Here is an 18,370-nt window from a genome sequence, read left to right on the forward strand (position 1 = left end):
AGTTTATGTACTTTGCCGAACAGAGTAACGGCCTTTGTCTCCTGTCGTGTGGAAAACAGGACAAATGTACTCACCGCCAAACTTCAGCTGAGACACATTTGCTTATACAAAATATGCTATCGGACACAATTAACTCTAAACGCCGCGTAGCGGGTACTAGGACTTGGCCGTACATGTAGCTAACGACCTAAAAACAGAACAGCGATCTCCAATAAGGAGAATTGCTGCTCTGTTTTTTAAGAGAGGCTATTTGAATTTCAATCAAACACACGATCATCCACTGCCGGTTTGGCTAACGGAGCGCCGATAGCAATCCAAGAGATGACCCCGTAGAAATGCGGAGTTTCGCGCAAGCGCACCACTTGAATAACTGCATCTCCATTGGCTCTGCTCTTTAAAGAAGCATAGAAGTAAGGTTGATTGGTCATAGCGACAAGCACATAACCCGTATGACCAAAGTTCTCATCGAACGATACGGTCACCTCCACTGTCTCAGCATCCCCATTGAACATAAAGGCTGTCATCCCAAACTGCTGAAGCGCCTCCCGCTTCCCTGCAGTCTGAATCGGGCTGAAGGATAGATGTTCAGCATTTACAGAATTCACTGCCAAATGGGCACCATTTACTGCACCGGGAGCAATATGATAATCCTGAACGCTTTCTTCCTCCAGATGACGAGCTTGAATGGCAAAAGAAGAGATTTTGGAAGCCACAACCGCTTCATCCTGAAGCTCTGCCGACCCTACCGCACCATCAGCCAGATGAGTGGAATCAATGCTGCCTGCCATCAGCTTAGCTCCGTTGATGCTCGCATCAGGAAGCAGCGCTGCACTGCGTGTTTCATCCGCAAGATGCTCTAATTTGATGATACCCGGCTGCAAATGTCGATCTGCCACAATCTGGTCAGCAAGATGCTCTCCGTACACACTCCACGGTTGTAAATGTAAAGAATTCACAGAACCTTCGGCCAGTTTCTCTTCAGTAATACTACCTTCCGGCAACAGATCGGCGCTACGCACCTCTTCTGTCAGATGTTTCAGGGTGATGCTGTCAGATCGAATGTGACGACTATCCACCGAATCCCCAACCAAATGACCACCATAGACACTACCTGGGGCAAGATGGAAAGAATGGATAGATCCACCTTCCAGTTTCTCTCCTGTAATACTGCCATCCGGTAACAGATCCGCACTACACACTTCTTCTGCCAGATGATTCAGGGTAATGCTTCCTGAGCGGATATGGCGGCTATCAATCGTATCGCCCGCCAAATGCCCGCCATACACACTGCCTGGAGCCAAATGAAAGGCATTGATCGTTCCGCCCTCCAGCTTATTACCGGTAATGCTGCCGTCTGGCAGCAGCTCGGAGCTACGTGTCTCTAACGCTAGATGAGCTAGAGTGATTTCACCGTTTCCAATATGATGACCTTCTACTGCTCCCGGACTCAGTTGGCCACTTCCTACACTTCCAGGCACCAGATGAATAGAATCTACAGAATGAATTGCCAGCTTCTCACCAGTAAGGCTACCATCTGGCAACAGATCTGAAACACGAATCTCATCCGACAGATGAGCTAGTGTGATTTCACCATTTCCAATATGATGACCTTCTACTGCTCCCGGACTTAGATGACTACTTCCTACACTTCCAGGTACTAGGTGAATAGAACTTACCGATCCTTCTGCCAGCTTCTCGCCAGTAATACTACCTGCAGGTAACAAGTCCGCGCTTCGGGTTTCTGCTGCCAGATGAGCTAGTGTGATTTCACCATTTCCAATATGATGACCTTCTACTGCTCCCGGACTTAGATGACTACTCTCTACACTTTCTGGTGCCAGATGAATAGAATCTACAGATTCTTCAGCCAGCTTTTCACCGGTAATACTGCCTTCTGGTAACAAGTCCGCGCTTCGAGTTTCTGCTGCCAAATGAGCTAAGGTGATTTCAGCGTAACCGATATGGCGGCCTTCCACTGAATCTGGACTCAGATGACTACTCCCTACACTTTCTGGTGCTAGATGAATAGAACTTACCGATCCTTCTGCCAGCTTCTCACCGGTAATGCTACCGTCCGGCAGAAATTCAGAGCTGCGCGTTTCTTCTGCCAAATGAGCCAGCGTAATCTCACCAATTCGGATATGGCGGCCTTCTACTGCACCCGGACTCAAATGACTGCCATCTACACTTCTTGGTACTAGATGATTTGAATCTACGGATTCTACGGCCAGCTTCTCACTGGTGATACTGCCGTCAGGTAATAATTCAGAGCTGCGTGTTTCTTTTGCCAAATGAGCTAAAGTGATTTCACCATTTCGGATATGACGGCCTTCCACTGCGTCCGGACTCAGATGACTGCCATCCACACTTCCAGGTATTAGGTGATTTGAATTCACAGATTCGTCCGCCAGCTTTTCTCTGGTAATGCTACCGTCTGGAAGCAAGTCTGCGCTACGCGCATCTTTGGCTAGATGAGCCAGCGTAATCTCACTGTACCCGATATGACGTCCTTCTATTGTATCTGGACCCAGATGACTGCCATTCACACTTCCAGGTATTAAATGACTTGAATTCACAGATTCGTCCGCCAGCTTTTCTCTAGTAATACTGCCATCTGGGAGCAAGTCTGCACTACGTGCATCTTTGGCTAGATGAGCTAAGGTGATTTCACTGTGCCCAATATGACGTCCTTTCACTATATCCGAGCTCAGATGACTGCCCTTTACGCTTCCAGCCACGAGATGAATAGAACCTACGGATTCCTCAGCGAGCTTCTTGCCGGTAATACTACCGTCAGGCAGTAGCTCAGAGCTAAAAGTTTCTTCTGCCAAATGAGCCAGTGTGATCTCACCATGCTGGATGTGACGACCTTCTACTGCACCCTGACTCAGATGACTTCCGTCTACACTTCCTCGTACAAGATGAATAGAATCTACGGATTCTTCTGCCAGCTTCTCCCCGGTAATACTGCCCTCTGGCAACAAGTCAGAGCTGCGTGCATCTTCGGCTAGATGAGCCAGCCTGATCTCACCATGCCCGATATGACGTCCTTCAATCGTATCCATGCATAGATGGCTGCCGTCTACACTCCCCGGTGAAAGATGCTGGGAATCCACAGCCCCTTTGGCCAGCTTGGAGCCACTAATGCTGCCCTCCTGCATTTGAATCGAAGAGATGGAATTAGGAATGATATGACCATTTCCGATGGACAACGGCCGGATATGTGCTCCGCCGATGCTTCCCGGATTCATATGTCTGCTCTGAACCGCACTATCACTGATGGATTTTGAATGAACTGCATTCACAGATAAATGCTCTGCCTGCACTGCCGCGACTGCTAATTTACTGGAATCCACACTTCCATCGGCAAGCTTAGCCGATGTGACCGATAAATCACTAATCTTATCCGTCGATACACTTTCGGGAGACAGCTTTAACGACGTTACCACATGATCTGCCAGATGATGTGGCTGCACTGCTCCAGCTGCCAAATGAACCTCTCTTACCGCAGCAGAAGCCAGCTTATCTCCTGAAACCGAACCGGACTGAATCGCAGCAGCAGTCACACTATTTTCGCCGAGATGTCTGCGTTCCACAGCTCCAGTGGCAAGATGATCTTTATCCACCACAGCATCCTGCAAGGCACGACCGCTCACGCTGGCATCTGCTAGATGTTTCTCCTCCACTGCACAAAAAGCAATATGCTCCCCACTCACCACTTCACGAGCAATCGTGCTGCCGATGACCGATCCTGCTGCCAGTTTAGCCGAGCTCACTCCTCCATCCGCTAACTTGGCAGAAGTAACGCTCTGTGGACGAAGATGCTCCGCACCCACAGACTCTGAAGCTAGCTTCTCTCCAGTAACAGCACCGGAGGATAAATGATCCGTATGAATAGCTTCATCCATAAGCTGCTCCGAGCCTATCGCCTCCGAAGCTATATGGGAGTGATTCACAGCCTCACGTTCCAGATGATTAGAGGAAACAGCTTGCATAGCAATTTGCGGTCCGCGTATAGCGGATTTGGCAATATGTCTGGTGGTTACAGCTTCATCTGCTAGCTTATGTGCGAGTATGCTTTGATCAGCAATCTTCGATGCGGTGACCGCTTGCTCAATCAGCTGTGCAGTACCTACCGCACCCTCCGACAGTTTCAAGAAAGAAATGCTTCGGTCAGCCAAATGGCGACTCGATATTTCTCCATCCCCGATATGGGAGCCGTGTACACTTTCTGCACTTAAGTGGATGCTTCTCACCACTTCTGTACCTAGCTGCTTGGAACCAATTGCACCATCCGCTACATGCGCACCTTCGATAACACCCGACTGGAGCTGTTCCTTGCCAATAAGCTTGTTGGCAAGCTGCTCTGGTCCGATCGCTCCGGGAGCTAAATGTCTGGCGGTTATCAATGCATCGCTAAGATGGCGGCCCTCAATAACAGCATCAGCCAGCTTGGAGCTGCTGATTTCGCCATCAGCTATTTTATCGCCAGATACCGCTGCATCAGCCAGCTTAGAACGGTCAACACTCCCGTTTGCCACATGGCGGCCTGTGATACTGCTACTTCCTATTTTTTCACCAGTAACCGCGCCATCTTCCAGTAGATCCGCCGTAATAATCAGATCGCTTAAATGACGGCTCTCAATGGATTTATCTGCAATTTGACCGCCGCCGATAATCCGATCAGCCAGCTTCTCTGGACTAATACTACCGTTCTTCAGCTTCTCTCCACTGATGGAATGATCCAGCAGTTTACCGCCACTTACGCTTCCTTCAGCTAAATGCTCACCCACAATGGATTCAGGCGCAATTTTCGAAGAAGTAACTGCCTTGTCCGCGATATTGATACTTTGCACAGCGTAATCTTGCAGCCATGGTGTACCGATAATGCCAAACTTCAGCTTTGAACCATCAATAGTGCGTGGAGCGATTTTCGCCCCAGTCACTGCTGCATCCGATAGATCATCTGTATAAACGGGCTGGAACCGCTCTTTTTCAGGAGCGAACCAAATCGTCTCAGGAAGATTATCCGCCTGTTTCTGAAGCTGCTCTTCCACTATAGGCTCAGGCTCTGGTTGCAGAACTGGTACGGAAATTGATTCCTCTTGAATGAATTCAGCTATTGCCCCTCCACTTACCTGAACATCAGCGAGCTCTGCTTTACTGACTCCGTCATTGCTGCTCCCCGAATCCTTAGAACTGCTTTTGCCTTCCAGCATGTTCAGTTCCTTTATATTGGGATTATCTACATAGTAGAGTCGTTTTTGTGGACTGCGCGGCTGCTTTTTTTTGGAACCCCTCACAAGCAGTCTCCTCCTTCCATCTGTTGTTTCTCCTAGGCATCATATGCAGCGGTATGGGCTGATGACACCCTTTTGCGATAAGCCCCATAATAAGATTCTGATGAAAATTATATTTTCTTATATTAAAAAAAGGCTTCTGCCGCCGCGCATTCGTCCACCCTGACACGCGGGTACAAACATACAATGACAAGAGTAGTAAAAGCGGGAATCACGTGACCGAAGAAACAGGAGGAACAAACATGGGGCATAAGCTCGTTGGAATACTACTAAATGCCGATATGCACCGGGGCGTTCCCCGGCTAAAAACAGGACAGGAGTCTCTATCCAACTATGAAGAGGCGGCCGCTGCATACGGCTTGGTCCCCTGCTTCCTGAAGCTCGCGGACATCGATACAGACTCAGGCTTCAGTGCCGCCTATATAAAGGGATCTCATGGATATAAAAGCGTAGTAGTCCCTACGCCCACTGTCATCCATAACCGGGCCATATACAGTCAGAATAGCCCAGGAATGCAACGTCTGCTGCGGCACCATCCTTTGGTGTACAATACTTGCAATCGATACGGCAAGGATGAGATCCATGAACTGCTTGAGCAGCATGAAGAGCTGCGCGAGGTTTTACCAGCAACAACTGGAGGATCTGGACTCAAACAAATGATGAATCGTTACCCCGATCTTATTCTTAAACCTTGCCGTGGAAGCATTGGGAATGGTGTCATGCGACTGGTTCGTAAAGGGTCTCAGCGCTGGAGCTTAAATTATCTATCACCCTCAATGCGTCGCTGGATAAGCACTCCCGTATATCAGGGGGCACTGCCAAAAATGCTCCGAGCACGCCTTGCCTCTGTCCCTTATCTCGTGCAGGAGCGTATTCCCCTTGCTGAGATTGGAGGACGTCCCTTTGATTTACGTGTCACCGTTCAACGTGGCTGGGGAGGCGATTGGCAGGTCACGGGTCTCTTTGCTAAACTTGCACCCCCTGGGGGGTTTGTCTCTAATATAGCCCGTGGAGGAGAAGCGCTAAGCTCTTCCTTTGCGCTGGAAAAAGCCTTCTCTAGAGCAATAGCGGCCCATATCCGTATGGCTGTCGAAACACTTAGCCTTGTTATAGCCCGTTGTCTCGAACAAGACCTTCCAGGTCTGGCCGATATCGGACTGGATATTGGCATTACTAAGGATGGTCGCATCTTCTTCATAGAGTGCAATGGCCGCGATCAACGCTATGGATTTCATAAAGCCGGCCTTACGGAGATTTGGAAGGAGAGTTACCGAAGACCTATGGGATACGCACGTTTTTTACTAGAAAAGAACAGCCTCATATATAACAGTTATTGATTTGTCTCCTATTCTATGTCAATATAATGCAGAGCAGATGGCGGCCACATACGACCGTACTGCTGTATTATGGAAGGGAGATGGGCATGGTAAAACAATTGCTGCGGCTAATGACCGAGCTATCCTCGCACCGATGGCTTTCACGGTTAATGGGGTCTTTTTCTCATAGTAGACTCAGCCGTTTTCTAATCCCGGTATTTATTAAGACTTATCAAATCCCCTCCGCTCAAGCGGAGAAGAATCCTGGAGAATATCACACTCTTAATGAGTTTTTCAGCCGCCGGCTGAAGCCTGGCATGCGGCCTATTGCAACCGATGCTGACGCTTTAGTGAGTCCCGTAGATGCAATGATTACTGCTATGGGTGACATTTCCTCTGGTACGATTATGAATGTAAAAGGGCAGGATTATAAGATCGAGGATCTACTTAATCATTCTCCGCATCTGGAGCTATACAAGAGAGGTTTTTTCTTCGTCCTTTATCTAAGTCCTACGGATTATCACCGGATTCACTCTCCCCTTACTGGACATAAGGTTGAGAGTGATCATATTCGTGGACGAGCCTATCCTGTCAACGATTTCGGCATGCGACATATGAAGGGCGTACTGAATCGCAATGAACGTCTTATTACGTATATCGCCGGAGACTACGGAGAAACCGCAGTAGTAAAGGTAGGCGCGATGAACGTCAGCAGCATCGGGTATACGGATGCTAACGCTACCGAGTGGCAAATCGGCGATGATCTAGCCTATTTCGAGTTCGGCTCCACTGTAGTACTGCTTATGGAGAGCGGTACTTTTACCCCAAGACCCAAGCTTGAGGTCAACACGAAGGTAAAGATGGGGGAATTGCTGGGGACGCTGCATCGGCCGCTTTAGTAAAGCTGCGATATAACAAAATAAGGGTATCCCTAACCGATTGAAAATCGGCGCCGGGATACCCTTGTTTTGTTTATTTCACTTTAGAGCTTGTTACGCTAGCATAGTAATCCAGTACATTGTTAATGATCACAGCTGCTTCAGCTCTTGTGGCCGAAGCTGTCGGATCCATTTCTCCACTGCTGCCTCCATTTACAATAGCAAGATCTTTGAAGGCATACACCGCTTCTTTAGCATAACCCGCAATAGAAGCATCATCTGGGAAGTCATGGTTAGTCACTTGCGGCAATTCAACATTCAGTTTCTTCAGTGCATTGAATAGAATTACACACAGGTCCTGACGGCTAATGCTGCTGTTAGGAGCAAACATGCCATTACCGATACCATTGATCAGTTGATTAGAAGTCCCAATCTCAACATAGTTTTTATACCAAGCATCTTTCAGAACGTCAGTAAACTGCTTTTGATTCTCGCCCATGCTGAAGTTGAAGCTTTTTACTACCATGGCAACAAACTCTGCACGGTTTACCTTCCCACTTGGATCAAAGCTTCCGTCTGTTCGTCCGCTGATAATATTTCTCTCCACCAGCGCTGCAATCGCAGATTCTGCCCAGCTAGGAATTAGAGTAGCATCTTTAAACTTATTCTTAAGCTCTTGTCTGATTAGCTCCGGTGTCTTCGTTTTTCCATCTGTTGTTGGAGGCTGAGGCTGTTCTCCAGGTTTTACGACTTCTCCAGGAATCGATGGTACTGAAGGTACCGCTGGGGTAGCCGGTGTTGGTGTACTTGGTTGACCATCACCTCCACCGCTGTAAGGCTTAACGATCACAGAGAACTGTACCTTCAGGCCAAGTGGATTAGTTATACCCTCCGGCAAGATCAGATCCCCCTTGATGGTGTACATTCCTTCCGTATTACCGTTATAGCCTTCCTTGTGCCACTGAACAGAAACGACCTTAGTCATCCCGGTATTCAGGGTTACTGATACTGAAGCTGGAAGCTCCAGCACGTCAAAGCTGGTACCATAAGCAACACTTTTACTTGCTAGTGCTTGCACTGCCGTGATTTCCGGTATCGTAATGACCTCCGGCAGTACTTCGATCGTAATCGATACCTTCAGGTTCTTTGGATTGCTGATACCTTCCACAGGTACTAGCGCTCCTTTCAGGATATAAGCTCCTTGCTTATCGCCATTATAACCTTCACTATTCCAATCGATGGATATCGCCTTTGTCTCACCGTTGTTCAAGGTAGCTATGACCGATGATGGCAGCTTCAATCCATTAAATGGAGTGCCGAATGGAACGCTCTTACTTTCCAAATCCTGCACTGTGACAATCTCAGCGACACGAATCACTTCCGGCATTACCTGAATGGTGATGGAAGCTTTCAGATCATTAGGGTTGATCATTCCTTCTTCTAATATCATAGTACCGTTCAGTACGTATGATCCTTCCACATTGCCGTTATAACCAGCAGGGCTCCATTTAACAACAAGTTCCTCCTGCTCATACGTATCAAGCGTTACTGTAACTGAAGACGGCAATTCCAACTTATCAAAAGCGGTGCCAAATTCAACATTTTTGCCCTCCAGCTTCTCAACTTTAGTAATCTGGATAGGTTTAGTGCCTTCTGGCAGTACAACCACTGTAATAGAAACAGTTTGATGGGTACTATTCAACACACCCTCAGGAAGCTCAAAGCTACCTGCCAGCGTATAACTCCCCGCTTTTCCACCGTTGAAATCTTTACTATCCCATTGTACAGGCAAGTGAATTACCCTTTTGTTGCCCAATGTAGCTTCCACTGTAGCTGGTAGATTTAATTCTCCTGCAGCAGTTCCGAACAGCACACTCAGCAGTTGCGGCTGAGCAATCGATATAATTTCTTTAGCATGGGTATCTTCTGTCCATTTGGCATAATACACCGCGCTTATGTTCATTACCGTTTCTACGGTTAATGCATTACCGGTCCCTTCTTTATTATCAAACCAGCCAGTAAAAATGTAGCCTTCACGTTCCGGTACCCGAGGTAAGGTGCTTAATGCTTCACCTTTAAATGCGGTTACTTTGGCAGGAGCCGGTGAGTCCAGATAATTCTGATCGAAGGTGACTTCAATCGGATCAGCATAAATGAGTTCAACATATTGTAAATTCGCGTTTAGTCCGTTAAAAATCATATACACATTTTGTTTTCCAGTCACTTTAGTTCTGTCTAGGAAGGTCTCCGCTGTCAAATAATGATCAATGTAAGAATTTCCAGGCGTTTGTTTGGTGCTTGCTATTCCATAATTTCCCCAAGCAGCGCCTGCTTTCTGAGCAAAACTAATGCTTGCAAATTCATTACCAAGTTCAAAAGAACCTCCGCCGCTGTAGGCATCAGCGTATGCTCTTCCTTGTGTAGTAGCTCTTTTAACTGGTTTACCCGTATTGTCAGCCTCTGTATAGAATTTAAAAGATGGAGACGATCCGCCTTCACGGGCATACTGCACTCTTACTTCCACAAGATTAGTCAAGTCAACCTGACCGAAATAAACAAGGTCATTAGAATTGACATAACTCATGGCGTCCGTACCACTTTCGAATCTGAACTGGATATTCGTTGCATAAATCCATGGTGCATTATAAGGATAGATTCTAATACCGTTCTCTACTTTCAGCGTTTCTATCGGAGCAATATGGATTGGCATAGATGATATGCTCAAATCTGTTATAGCCGCTTTCAAGGAAGCTATGGCTTCTGCTACAACCTCGTCATTGACCGGCTCGGCAAGTACTGCCTTAACCTCTTCCAATACAGCGTTAAATTTGAGCTTTTTATAAGCAGTATATGCATTCATATCGATGTTTTGAGCAGCCTCAATTTCCGCACCTAACGCTGAAGTGTCAACATTGTCCTGCTTCAACTGGAAGGTTAACCAGTTCAGGTCAATGCCAGCACTCTCAAATACAATTCTAAGGGTATGCTCGCCTGCCGACAGCTGAACATCAGGAATTCTGAAGGTTTTCCATACCCCTTTAGTTGTGGTAAGGTCGAAGGTCCCCAGTAGCTTGTCGCCATCATAGATACCAAAGGACATTTGGGCGACATCCGATTGGCTAGAGCGAATTCGTGATGTGATTTTGTACATGCCTTCTTTCTCCACATTTACCTTATAGGAGATGGCTTCACCCTTGCTTGTATTGGTGTAGCATAATCCGCCGTCTACATCATTACTGCTTACTGGCGTGATTATCGGAGTAATGGAGGCAAATTCCGTCTCAGCTACCTTCAATTTAGTATTTTTCCCAATCTTCTTGACTGCCAAAGCTACATCACTGTTGATTCTGACATAATCAAAATCGGCAATAAATGGATCTGTGAGATTCTGACTTCCGTTGGACGCAAGTAACCCGAACTTCGGATTGGCATAGTTGGCAGTTGTACTGCCAAGTGAAATATACTCTTTGCCATCAGCACTGACATAACCGGAATAGCTGTTGCCTATTTTTTTCAGGCGTAAATACAACTCTTTCTTTTCACCAAAAATACTCGTGAGCTGAGCGGCAGACAGTTGCCCAATCGTAACAGGCTCCGTACCTCCGGTCTCTTTGGTCATACCGATGATCTTTCCGCTACTGTATTCATACTTCACCCAGATATAGTTATTGTTATCCTGTGAAGCTGTGATGCCGACACCGTTATAATTTTGATTTGGCGCTTTGCTCATATTAATTTTCACTGTTGCTTCCCAGTTTCCAAAGGCCTCCTGCTGGAAATAGTTCTTCAAATCTGCATGATCACTCCAGAAGTCGCCTCTTTCAGCGATGATTCTCAAATATCCGGGAACAGTGCTCAAAGACCAATTTTTGTTATTTTCTGTATTGGTAGCCGTCTCTTTATTAATCATCCAGAAGTTGCTTAAATTCTCAGTGTCGAACTCATCGCTTTGTGGGGTCGTACCAAACTGTATCACATAGGAGTTGGCCTGATCGGAGCTGATACATTTGATCGTCACTCTTTTATTGATGAGGTCTACGTTGGCCGTTGCTTTTACACCATCATTCATTTCGAATGTAACTTCAGGTAAAGTAGCCCCATTACTGAGACCTACATCATAACTGAACCTAGTCTGTGAAAAGCCCTCAAGCGGCTTACCATCAATAGAGATATTCTTTAAATAAGCATAGGTCGGATTCTCAAAAATCGGTTCCAGGCCTTCCTCCGACGTGAAGATAACCTTGTAGATCCGTTTCTCTCCTCCGGCCGAAGCAGTAATTACAGCAGCCGGTCTATCTTTATCGGCTTGTCGTATACTTACGTCTACACCAGCTATCGCCGTAGCTTTGACTTCCGGGTAGCTGCTAGTTTCAGTCGGCTCACCAAAGGCTTTATAGTCGAGTTTCAATGGATTAAATATTTTGATCTTTTTGCCGCCAACCGTAATATCAGAGAGCTGTGGATCTCCTGATTTGTCCGTATTCACCCGGAACCAATCTCTTCCCGGCGTATAATTGACCACGTAATCAATCTTTGCCGTTCTTGCAAAGGCTGGAGATTGCATCAAAAAGCTCGTGATATTCTTGGCAGAACGCTGCAATTCTCCCAGGGTCAGACTGCCGTTAGCAAGCGATGTCATTGTATTAAAGGTACTGTTATTCCGATTCTTATGCGTTTCTGCATAATCGTTCGGAATGACCATGTAAAGGTCATTTTGGGCACGGACCATGGCTTTGCCGTTGGTTTCATCATAACGATTGGTAGTGGCATAGAAGCCCTGATCCTCACTCATCTTCGCCCACCAGTCTGTCATGACAATTCCGTCAAAGCCCCACTCTCCGCGGAGGATCGTGGTATTCAGATCATAGTTACTGGAAGCCCATGTTCCGTTTACCGGACCATAGGACGTCATCACTGAACGCGCCTTTCCACTCTTCACTGCCATTTCATAACCTTTCAAATAAATCTCGCGAAGCGCTCTTTCAGAGACAAGTGCATTCACAAGATGTCTATCCGTTTCCTGATTGTTCGCAGCGAAATGCTTAATAGTAGGCGCCGTACCGTTCTTCTGAAGACCTCTTGTCTGTGCAGCAGCCATGATGCCTGTCAGTAACGGATCCTCCGAAAAATACTCGAAGTTTCTCCCGTTCAGGGGACTTCTGTGGATATTGATTCCCGGTCCTAGCAGCGTATCGATATTGTTAATCAGCATTTCTTTGCCAAGAAGATCAAATAATCTTTCATTCAGCTCGGTGTTCCACGTACAGGCAAGCATCGTCCCGTTCGGGATACTGGTTGCCTTCTCTGCATTGGTCTCCATCCGGATTCCTGAAGGGCCGTCCGCAGCACTATCGATAGGGAGCCCTAATTTCAGCAGATTTTTAGTAACACCACCAAAAGCCGCAGCGGTACCGGCAGTAACTTTGGGGCTGGACATCCCTTCCCCTAAAATAATGGCCCCCAGATCGTTGTTGGACAATTGTGCAATGAACTGATCCATAGTCACTTTCTGATTGTATACATCCAATAAGGTATAACCCTTGTCTCCCGTTTGTGGAATGGACGCAGGGAGATTTTGCTTGATTCTCTCATCCAAGTCGGTAGTCCGTGTCGGTACCTTTTCAGTGACAGTGGTAAAAGTACCATTTTCATTCGGTTGACCTGGTTTGATACGATCAAATTCCTTAGTTGGCGCGAGCGCTTCCTGCAAGGTTTCTACAACCTTCAAAGCATTAAGGCTGTATACTCCTTGCTTTTCGCTGTCACTTACACTGTTACCTACGTAAATATTATAGTCACCAGCTTCTAGAACATAAGATGAATCATGACCTGTAATTCCACTATCATCATAGGAGGCCATATCTTTGGTGTCATACGTGATGGTGATCGACTGTGATTCCCCTGGCTGTAACAGCCGGGTCTTAGCAAAAGCAGCAAGCTCCTTGGCCGGCTTGCCAAGTTTACCCTGTGGTGCACCGTAATAAATCTGTACAACTTCTTTGCCTTCCACCTTACCTGTATTCTGAACAGTTACAGTCACTGCAACCTCATTCTCACCAGCGTTGACATTATCAGTCGTGATCTTGAAATTGGTATAGGACAGTCCGTACCCAAATGGATAGAGCACCTTATCCGGAGCAAAGGTCTCAAAATAGCGGTAGCCTACATAAATATCCTCACTATAAGAATTCTCAGTTTTGCTGCCAAAATGTGCAGTAGAAGGGTAGTCAGCAAGTGTAGCTGCAATCGTATCGCTCAATTTACCGCTTGGCGTAACGTCTCCGGTCAGTACGTCGGCTACTGCGCTACCGCCTTCCATCCCCCCTTGCCATGTGTACAAAATAGCAGCTTTGGGATAGTTTTTAGCCCATGACATATCGATAACGTTAGCTACGTTCAATACGATGGCCACTCGGTCGAATTTGGCATAGACCCGGTTAAGCATGTCTACTTCAAGGTCTGTCAGTTTATAGGCACCCTTGACGTCCGTATTATCCTTATCTTCACCGGCTGTTCTACCGATGATGACCACAGCTGTATCCGTTTTTGCTTTTGCTGCATCCACTATTTCGTCGGTCAAGGGCATTTCCGCCTGGGACCACGGCTCTGCTGCCCAGCCACCACCGCCATTGTTGAAAGGATTCTTTTTGATCCAGTCAGCATATACCTTCGCCAGATCTTCATTTAACTTGAGACTGGGATTGTTCCGGAGACCTTCCAGAATCCCATTCACATAATCTACCCTTACCGCACCGCCAGATCCTGTGCCAGACTTGTAATAATGCGCTTGTATGCGGCCAAATACCGATACATTTTCACTCTTCTTGATAGGGAGCACTTGTTCATTCTCATTTACTTGTGATCCTGCTAGTTTATACGCCGGATTTTGCAGCAGCACAATTCCTTCAGCGGCCACTTCTCTGGACACATCCGCTAAACCCGGGAGAACCTTGGCCATAACGGGAGAACTGGTACTAGGCGTTATGATTGAGGTTATCAGAATGCAGCAGAATAATATTTTAAGTAAGCGATTACAATATTTCCTCATACTTATCACCATTCCTTTCGATTAAGGTATAGCTTAGGATTATGGGTCATCGTAAAGAGCGAGATTTCAATTAAATTTCTAATGCATAAACGTTCACTTCATAAACCGATAGGATGAATTTACTTTCAGGAAGGAGTTATTCTCTAGAGCGCTAGCCGCTGTGGAGTAAGGCTTATTCAAGCATCAAGTGTGTTACTGATTAAATCTAAACCGGTTTAGATTTTTTGCATAATTCTCCTAACTCATACTTACAAATTAAAACGTGCGAAAATGTTCATTAATTCCTCCTTTACTTTTTAAACTTACATTGAATACTATCATCAGAAATATCATCCTAACATAGAAAATCCTCATAGATTTATTGAATATACTCATATATCACAGAACTAAATTAAAAATAGCAGGGAGAATCAGCATCGCTCAATGCCGATTCTTCCTGCTATAAAAACCAAAAGCAAGTTCGTGGACTTTCGTTGAATTAGAATTATTTTTCAGATAAAAGACTCTCAGTAATGTAATTTAACTGCGCTTCAAGCGTAACGGGATCACTATATGTATCAGCGGTTGGGTCCAGTTGGAATACGTTGCCTGCTTTTACGGCAGGGAGATGCTTCCATAAGGGGTTGTCATAGACGATTTTCGGATCGCTCGTATCGCCAGCCCATGGGCATGTGAATACAATATCTCCAGCAAATTGAGGCAGCTTCTCAAGGGAGATTGTTGCCCAACCAGTGCCGCTGTCTATAGCTTCTTTCTGCGCTTCAGGAGGTGCTTTCAGGCCAAATTCATTATAAATAATTTCTCCACCGCGCCCGTAGCTGTGACCGAATACGAATAGTCCACCGGAATACGGATTTAGAATAGAAACGGTTCTATCACCTACAGCTGCCACCACCTTAGGCTTCAATTCACTGATTTTTTTGTTCCATTGTTCCACCCAAGCTTTAGCTTCGACTTCTTTCCCCGTTAATGTACCGAAATCAAGCATTTGATCTCTGATAGTTTTTGCTCCGTATTGAATGGCTACTACTGGCGCTATTTCGGCCAGCTTTTCGAGTCCTTCCATTCCGGAGAATACAACAATAAGATCAGGATTCAGCTCTAAAATGTGTTCAAGAGACGGTTCATCCCCAAGGCCTTGAACGCCTTCCAGCATTCCTTCAAAGTAGGGACTGTTTAAGACACCATTCATAACACCAACAGGTTTGATACCTAACGCCAAGAAGTATCCAGTGTCGAAGGAGGTTAAATCGACAATCCGCTTCGGATTCCTGGGTACTTGAATATCTCCGTTACTTGCCTGATATGTAACCATGTCCACTTCGCTGGATGAGTCATTGCTGTTTGATGAAGATGCAGCACTTTCTGTCCCTTCTACTGAGGTGGTGTGCTCAACTGCTTGTCCGCAAGCTGATAGCAGTAACGTTATAACCAAAGTAAACACAAGCAATAGGTAAGTTTTTGGAGATTTAAACAAAATAAATTCACTCCAATCGACATATTATATAATGATACTGATAATCATTATCAATACAACTATATAGTATTATTCTATCCTTGGCAATGGAGAATACGTTAACATCTACTGCATTTACCTTTTGGATGCCTACTACACACTACAAACAAAAGGACAGCCCCACGGCTGTCCTTCCTCTTTTCAAGCCATTATCTGCTCTTTACACCTGTTACGCTATTACACATGTCCTTGCTTAGCAACATCAAGCGCCTTGGCGGCAACCTGTTCTGGATCTCCTAAATAAAAGCGGCTGATTGGATTAATGTCCTCATCCAGTTTGTACACGAGTGGTACCCCTGTAGGAATATTGAGCTCCAGCAGTGCTGCCTCATCAATATCCTCCATAAATTTGATCAACGCTCTCAGTGTATTGCCATGGGCTGAAATGAGCACCCGTTCCTTTTTACGCACAAGGGGGACGATGCGATTTCTCCAGAAATCACCCACACGATGAACAGTATCTTCCAGACTCTCGCCTCGCGGAATATCCTCCGGACGAATACTGCTATAACGAATGTCGTTTCTGGCATACCGAGGATCATTAAGCTCCAGCAGTGGAGGCCGAACCGATAAACTCCGTCGCCAGAGATGCAATTGTTCTTCACCGTATTTTATCGCCGTTTCACTTTTACTAAGTCCCTGAAGTGCACCATAATGCCGTTCATTCAGCTTCCAGGACTTTTGCACAGGAATCCACAGCAGATCCATTTCATCGAGAACATAGTTGAGTGTTTTGATCGATCGTTTAAGTACCGATGCAAAAGCTAGATCAAACGTATACCCTTCATCCTTCAAAAGCTTGCCAGCAGCCTTAGCCTCTAGAATACCCTTTTCGGTTAAATCCGGATCACTCCAACCCGTAAACAAATTTTGCACATTGTACTGGCTTTCACCATGACGTATTAGTACGATTTCGTACATTTTATCTCTCCTCCCACCTGTATGCTCTGGAACTCTGTTACTTCATGCAATAGATCAGCCTGATAATCTCTAGTATGGGCGTTTTTTCGCCAATTGAATGTAAGATATGCAACAGAATGCAAAATTACCCTCACAGGAGATTTATTCTATTGTATCAAATACAACAAGAGGAACGATAAATCCTTCAGTTTGCCAAGCATAAATGCCTAGCGGCATCCTTATAAGGACGGTAAGCGTTGATCTCTTATATTTCAAAAAAACCGGAAGCCTGTTGGCCCCGGTTATTTAAAGTCTTTGGTCATGTCCAGCGATTATATACCTATTTACTCAGTTTAGAACCAGCTGTCTATGGCAAAAGCACTCGATTGCTTTAATCTTCTTAAACGGTTTCTAAAAAGCCCTGCGCCTCCACTTTTACAATCGGTGTTGCAGATTCGGCGTCTGATCATCATCCCATGCGTCTCCCCTTCCAAGAAGTATGTAAATTCTCTGTAAACTAAACTGCAAAGTATTTACCCTTGGATGAAATAACTGAAACAACGAATGCAAATCAGCGGATCTCAGATGGACTTTTTCCGGTATACTGCTTGAACTGGCGGCTGAAAAAGAATATGTCACGGTATCCAAGCGCATCTGCTACTTCAGTAACATTCATTCCTGCGTAAAGCAACAAATGCTGAGCACGCTCAATCCGGGCTCGAATGACATAAGATTGAACGGAAGAGCCAGTAAGCTCCTTGAACTTAATTGAGAAATACCGCGGCGACAGCCCTGCACGTGCAGCAAGATCCTCTACGCGATGCGAAATCCCGGGATGTTGGCTCACATAGTTCGCTATTTCATGAATAATCTCTGTTAAATGGTTGCTAGCATAACGTTCCACAGGCTTCACTCGGTCCTCCCTAAGCAGATGAATCATTAGTTGCTTTAGAACAAGCTGCCCTTCTTCCTCAGCTGCGTACGTATCCACTAGGAACAGCCTGACGTAACGAGCAAGCAGATGCTCAAATTCAACGGTTTCTGCGAGTACGCGATAGGGCAGAGGAATTTCCGTCACCTCTCCGGTGACATCAAAATGAATATATGTAAGGACAAGCGGTCTTTGCGGATTATGAGTAGCGCTAGTATGGTCACCCGGACGGAACAGGAAGCAGCTTCCCTTGCCCACTTGGAAGGGTTCCCCGTTACGTATAACCGTCCCTTCCCCGCTCCATACATAGAATAAATCATAATTTTGCAGCGACTTCTCTCTTTTTTGCCATTTCCAGCTTGGTTCGCACACAATCTTCGCCAAGGCAGGTAATATAACAAAAGAGGACGGCGATGCGTGCAGCATAACGTTCCCTCCCAAAAGTTTTGTTAGCATAAACTACTTTGAGTTTCTTCGCAAA

Annotated in this window: 7 protein-coding genes; 2 read left to right on the forward strand and 5 right to left on the reverse strand. The window is 46.0% G+C overall.

All coding sequences use genetic code 11. The annotated features are described in order from the left end of the window. Positions 1-257 precede the first annotated feature (257 nt). On the reverse strand, positions 258-5,303 hold the full coding sequence (locus ACN6KS_RS25235; RefSeq protein WP_440960750.1) for a WIAG-tail domain: 5,046 nt from the start codon (positions 5,301-5,303) through the stop codon (positions 258-260). A 239-nt stretch (positions 5,304-5,542) separates the two neighbouring features. Here ACN6KS_RS25235 and ACN6KS_RS25240 point away from each other — a divergent pair, with 239 nt between their 5' ends. Both ACN6KS_RS25240 and asd read left to right on the forward strand, forming a co-directional pair. After that, positions 5,543-6,637, forward strand: coding sequence for a YheC/YheD family endospore coat-associated protein (locus tag ACN6KS_RS25240; protein WP_094876882.1), 1,095 nt, complete (start codon positions 5,543-5,545; stop codon positions 6,635-6,637). Positions 6,638-6,723: 86 nt separating this feature from the next. Further along, entirely contained in the window at positions 6,724-7,515 is a 792-nt protein-coding gene (gene asd / locus ACN6KS_RS25245; RefSeq protein ID WP_094871683.1) for an archaetidylserine decarboxylase, read from the forward strand. Positions 7,516-7,588: 73 nt separating this feature from the next. Here the strand turns inward: asd and ACN6KS_RS25250 are convergent, their stop codons facing one another. The 4 genes from ACN6KS_RS25250 to ACN6KS_RS25265 all read right to left on the reverse strand — a co-directional run bounded on the left by ACN6KS_RS25250 (position 7,589) and on the right by ACN6KS_RS25265 (position 18,315). After that, entirely contained in the window at positions 7,589-14,452 is a 6,864-nt protein-coding gene (locus tag ACN6KS_RS25250) for a glycoside hydrolase family 3 N-terminal domain-containing protein (protein WP_440960751.1), read from the reverse strand. A 574-nt stretch (positions 14,453-15,026) separates the two neighbouring features. Beyond that, the gene (locus ACN6KS_RS25255; protein WP_440960752.1) at positions 15,027-16,019 is read right to left on the reverse strand and encodes an ABC transporter substrate-binding protein; all 993 of its coding nucleotides are present in this window, start codon (positions 16,017-16,019) and stop codon (positions 15,027-15,029) included. Positions 16,020-16,235: 216 nt separating this feature from the next. Further along, a complete protein-coding gene (gene gpmA / locus ACN6KS_RS25260) occupies positions 16,236-16,979 on the reverse strand; it encodes a 2,3-diphosphoglycerate-dependent phosphoglycerate mutase (protein WP_094876879.1) in 744 nt (247 codons plus the stop codon). Positions 16,980-17,529: 550 nt separating this feature from the next. After that, the gene (locus ACN6KS_RS25265; RefSeq protein ID WP_094871677.1) at positions 17,530-18,315 is read right to left on the reverse strand and encodes a helix-turn-helix domain-containing protein; all 786 of its coding nucleotides are present in this window, start codon (positions 18,313-18,315) and stop codon (positions 17,530-17,532) included. Positions 18,316-18,370 lie beyond the last annotated feature (55 nt).

The sequence above is a fragment of the Paenibacillus nitricinens genome, from assembly GCF_052056485.1.
In the GTDB taxonomy this organism is placed as follows: domain Bacteria; phylum Bacillota; class Bacilli; order Paenibacillales; family Paenibacillaceae; genus Paenibacillus_AQ; species Paenibacillus_AQ nitricinens.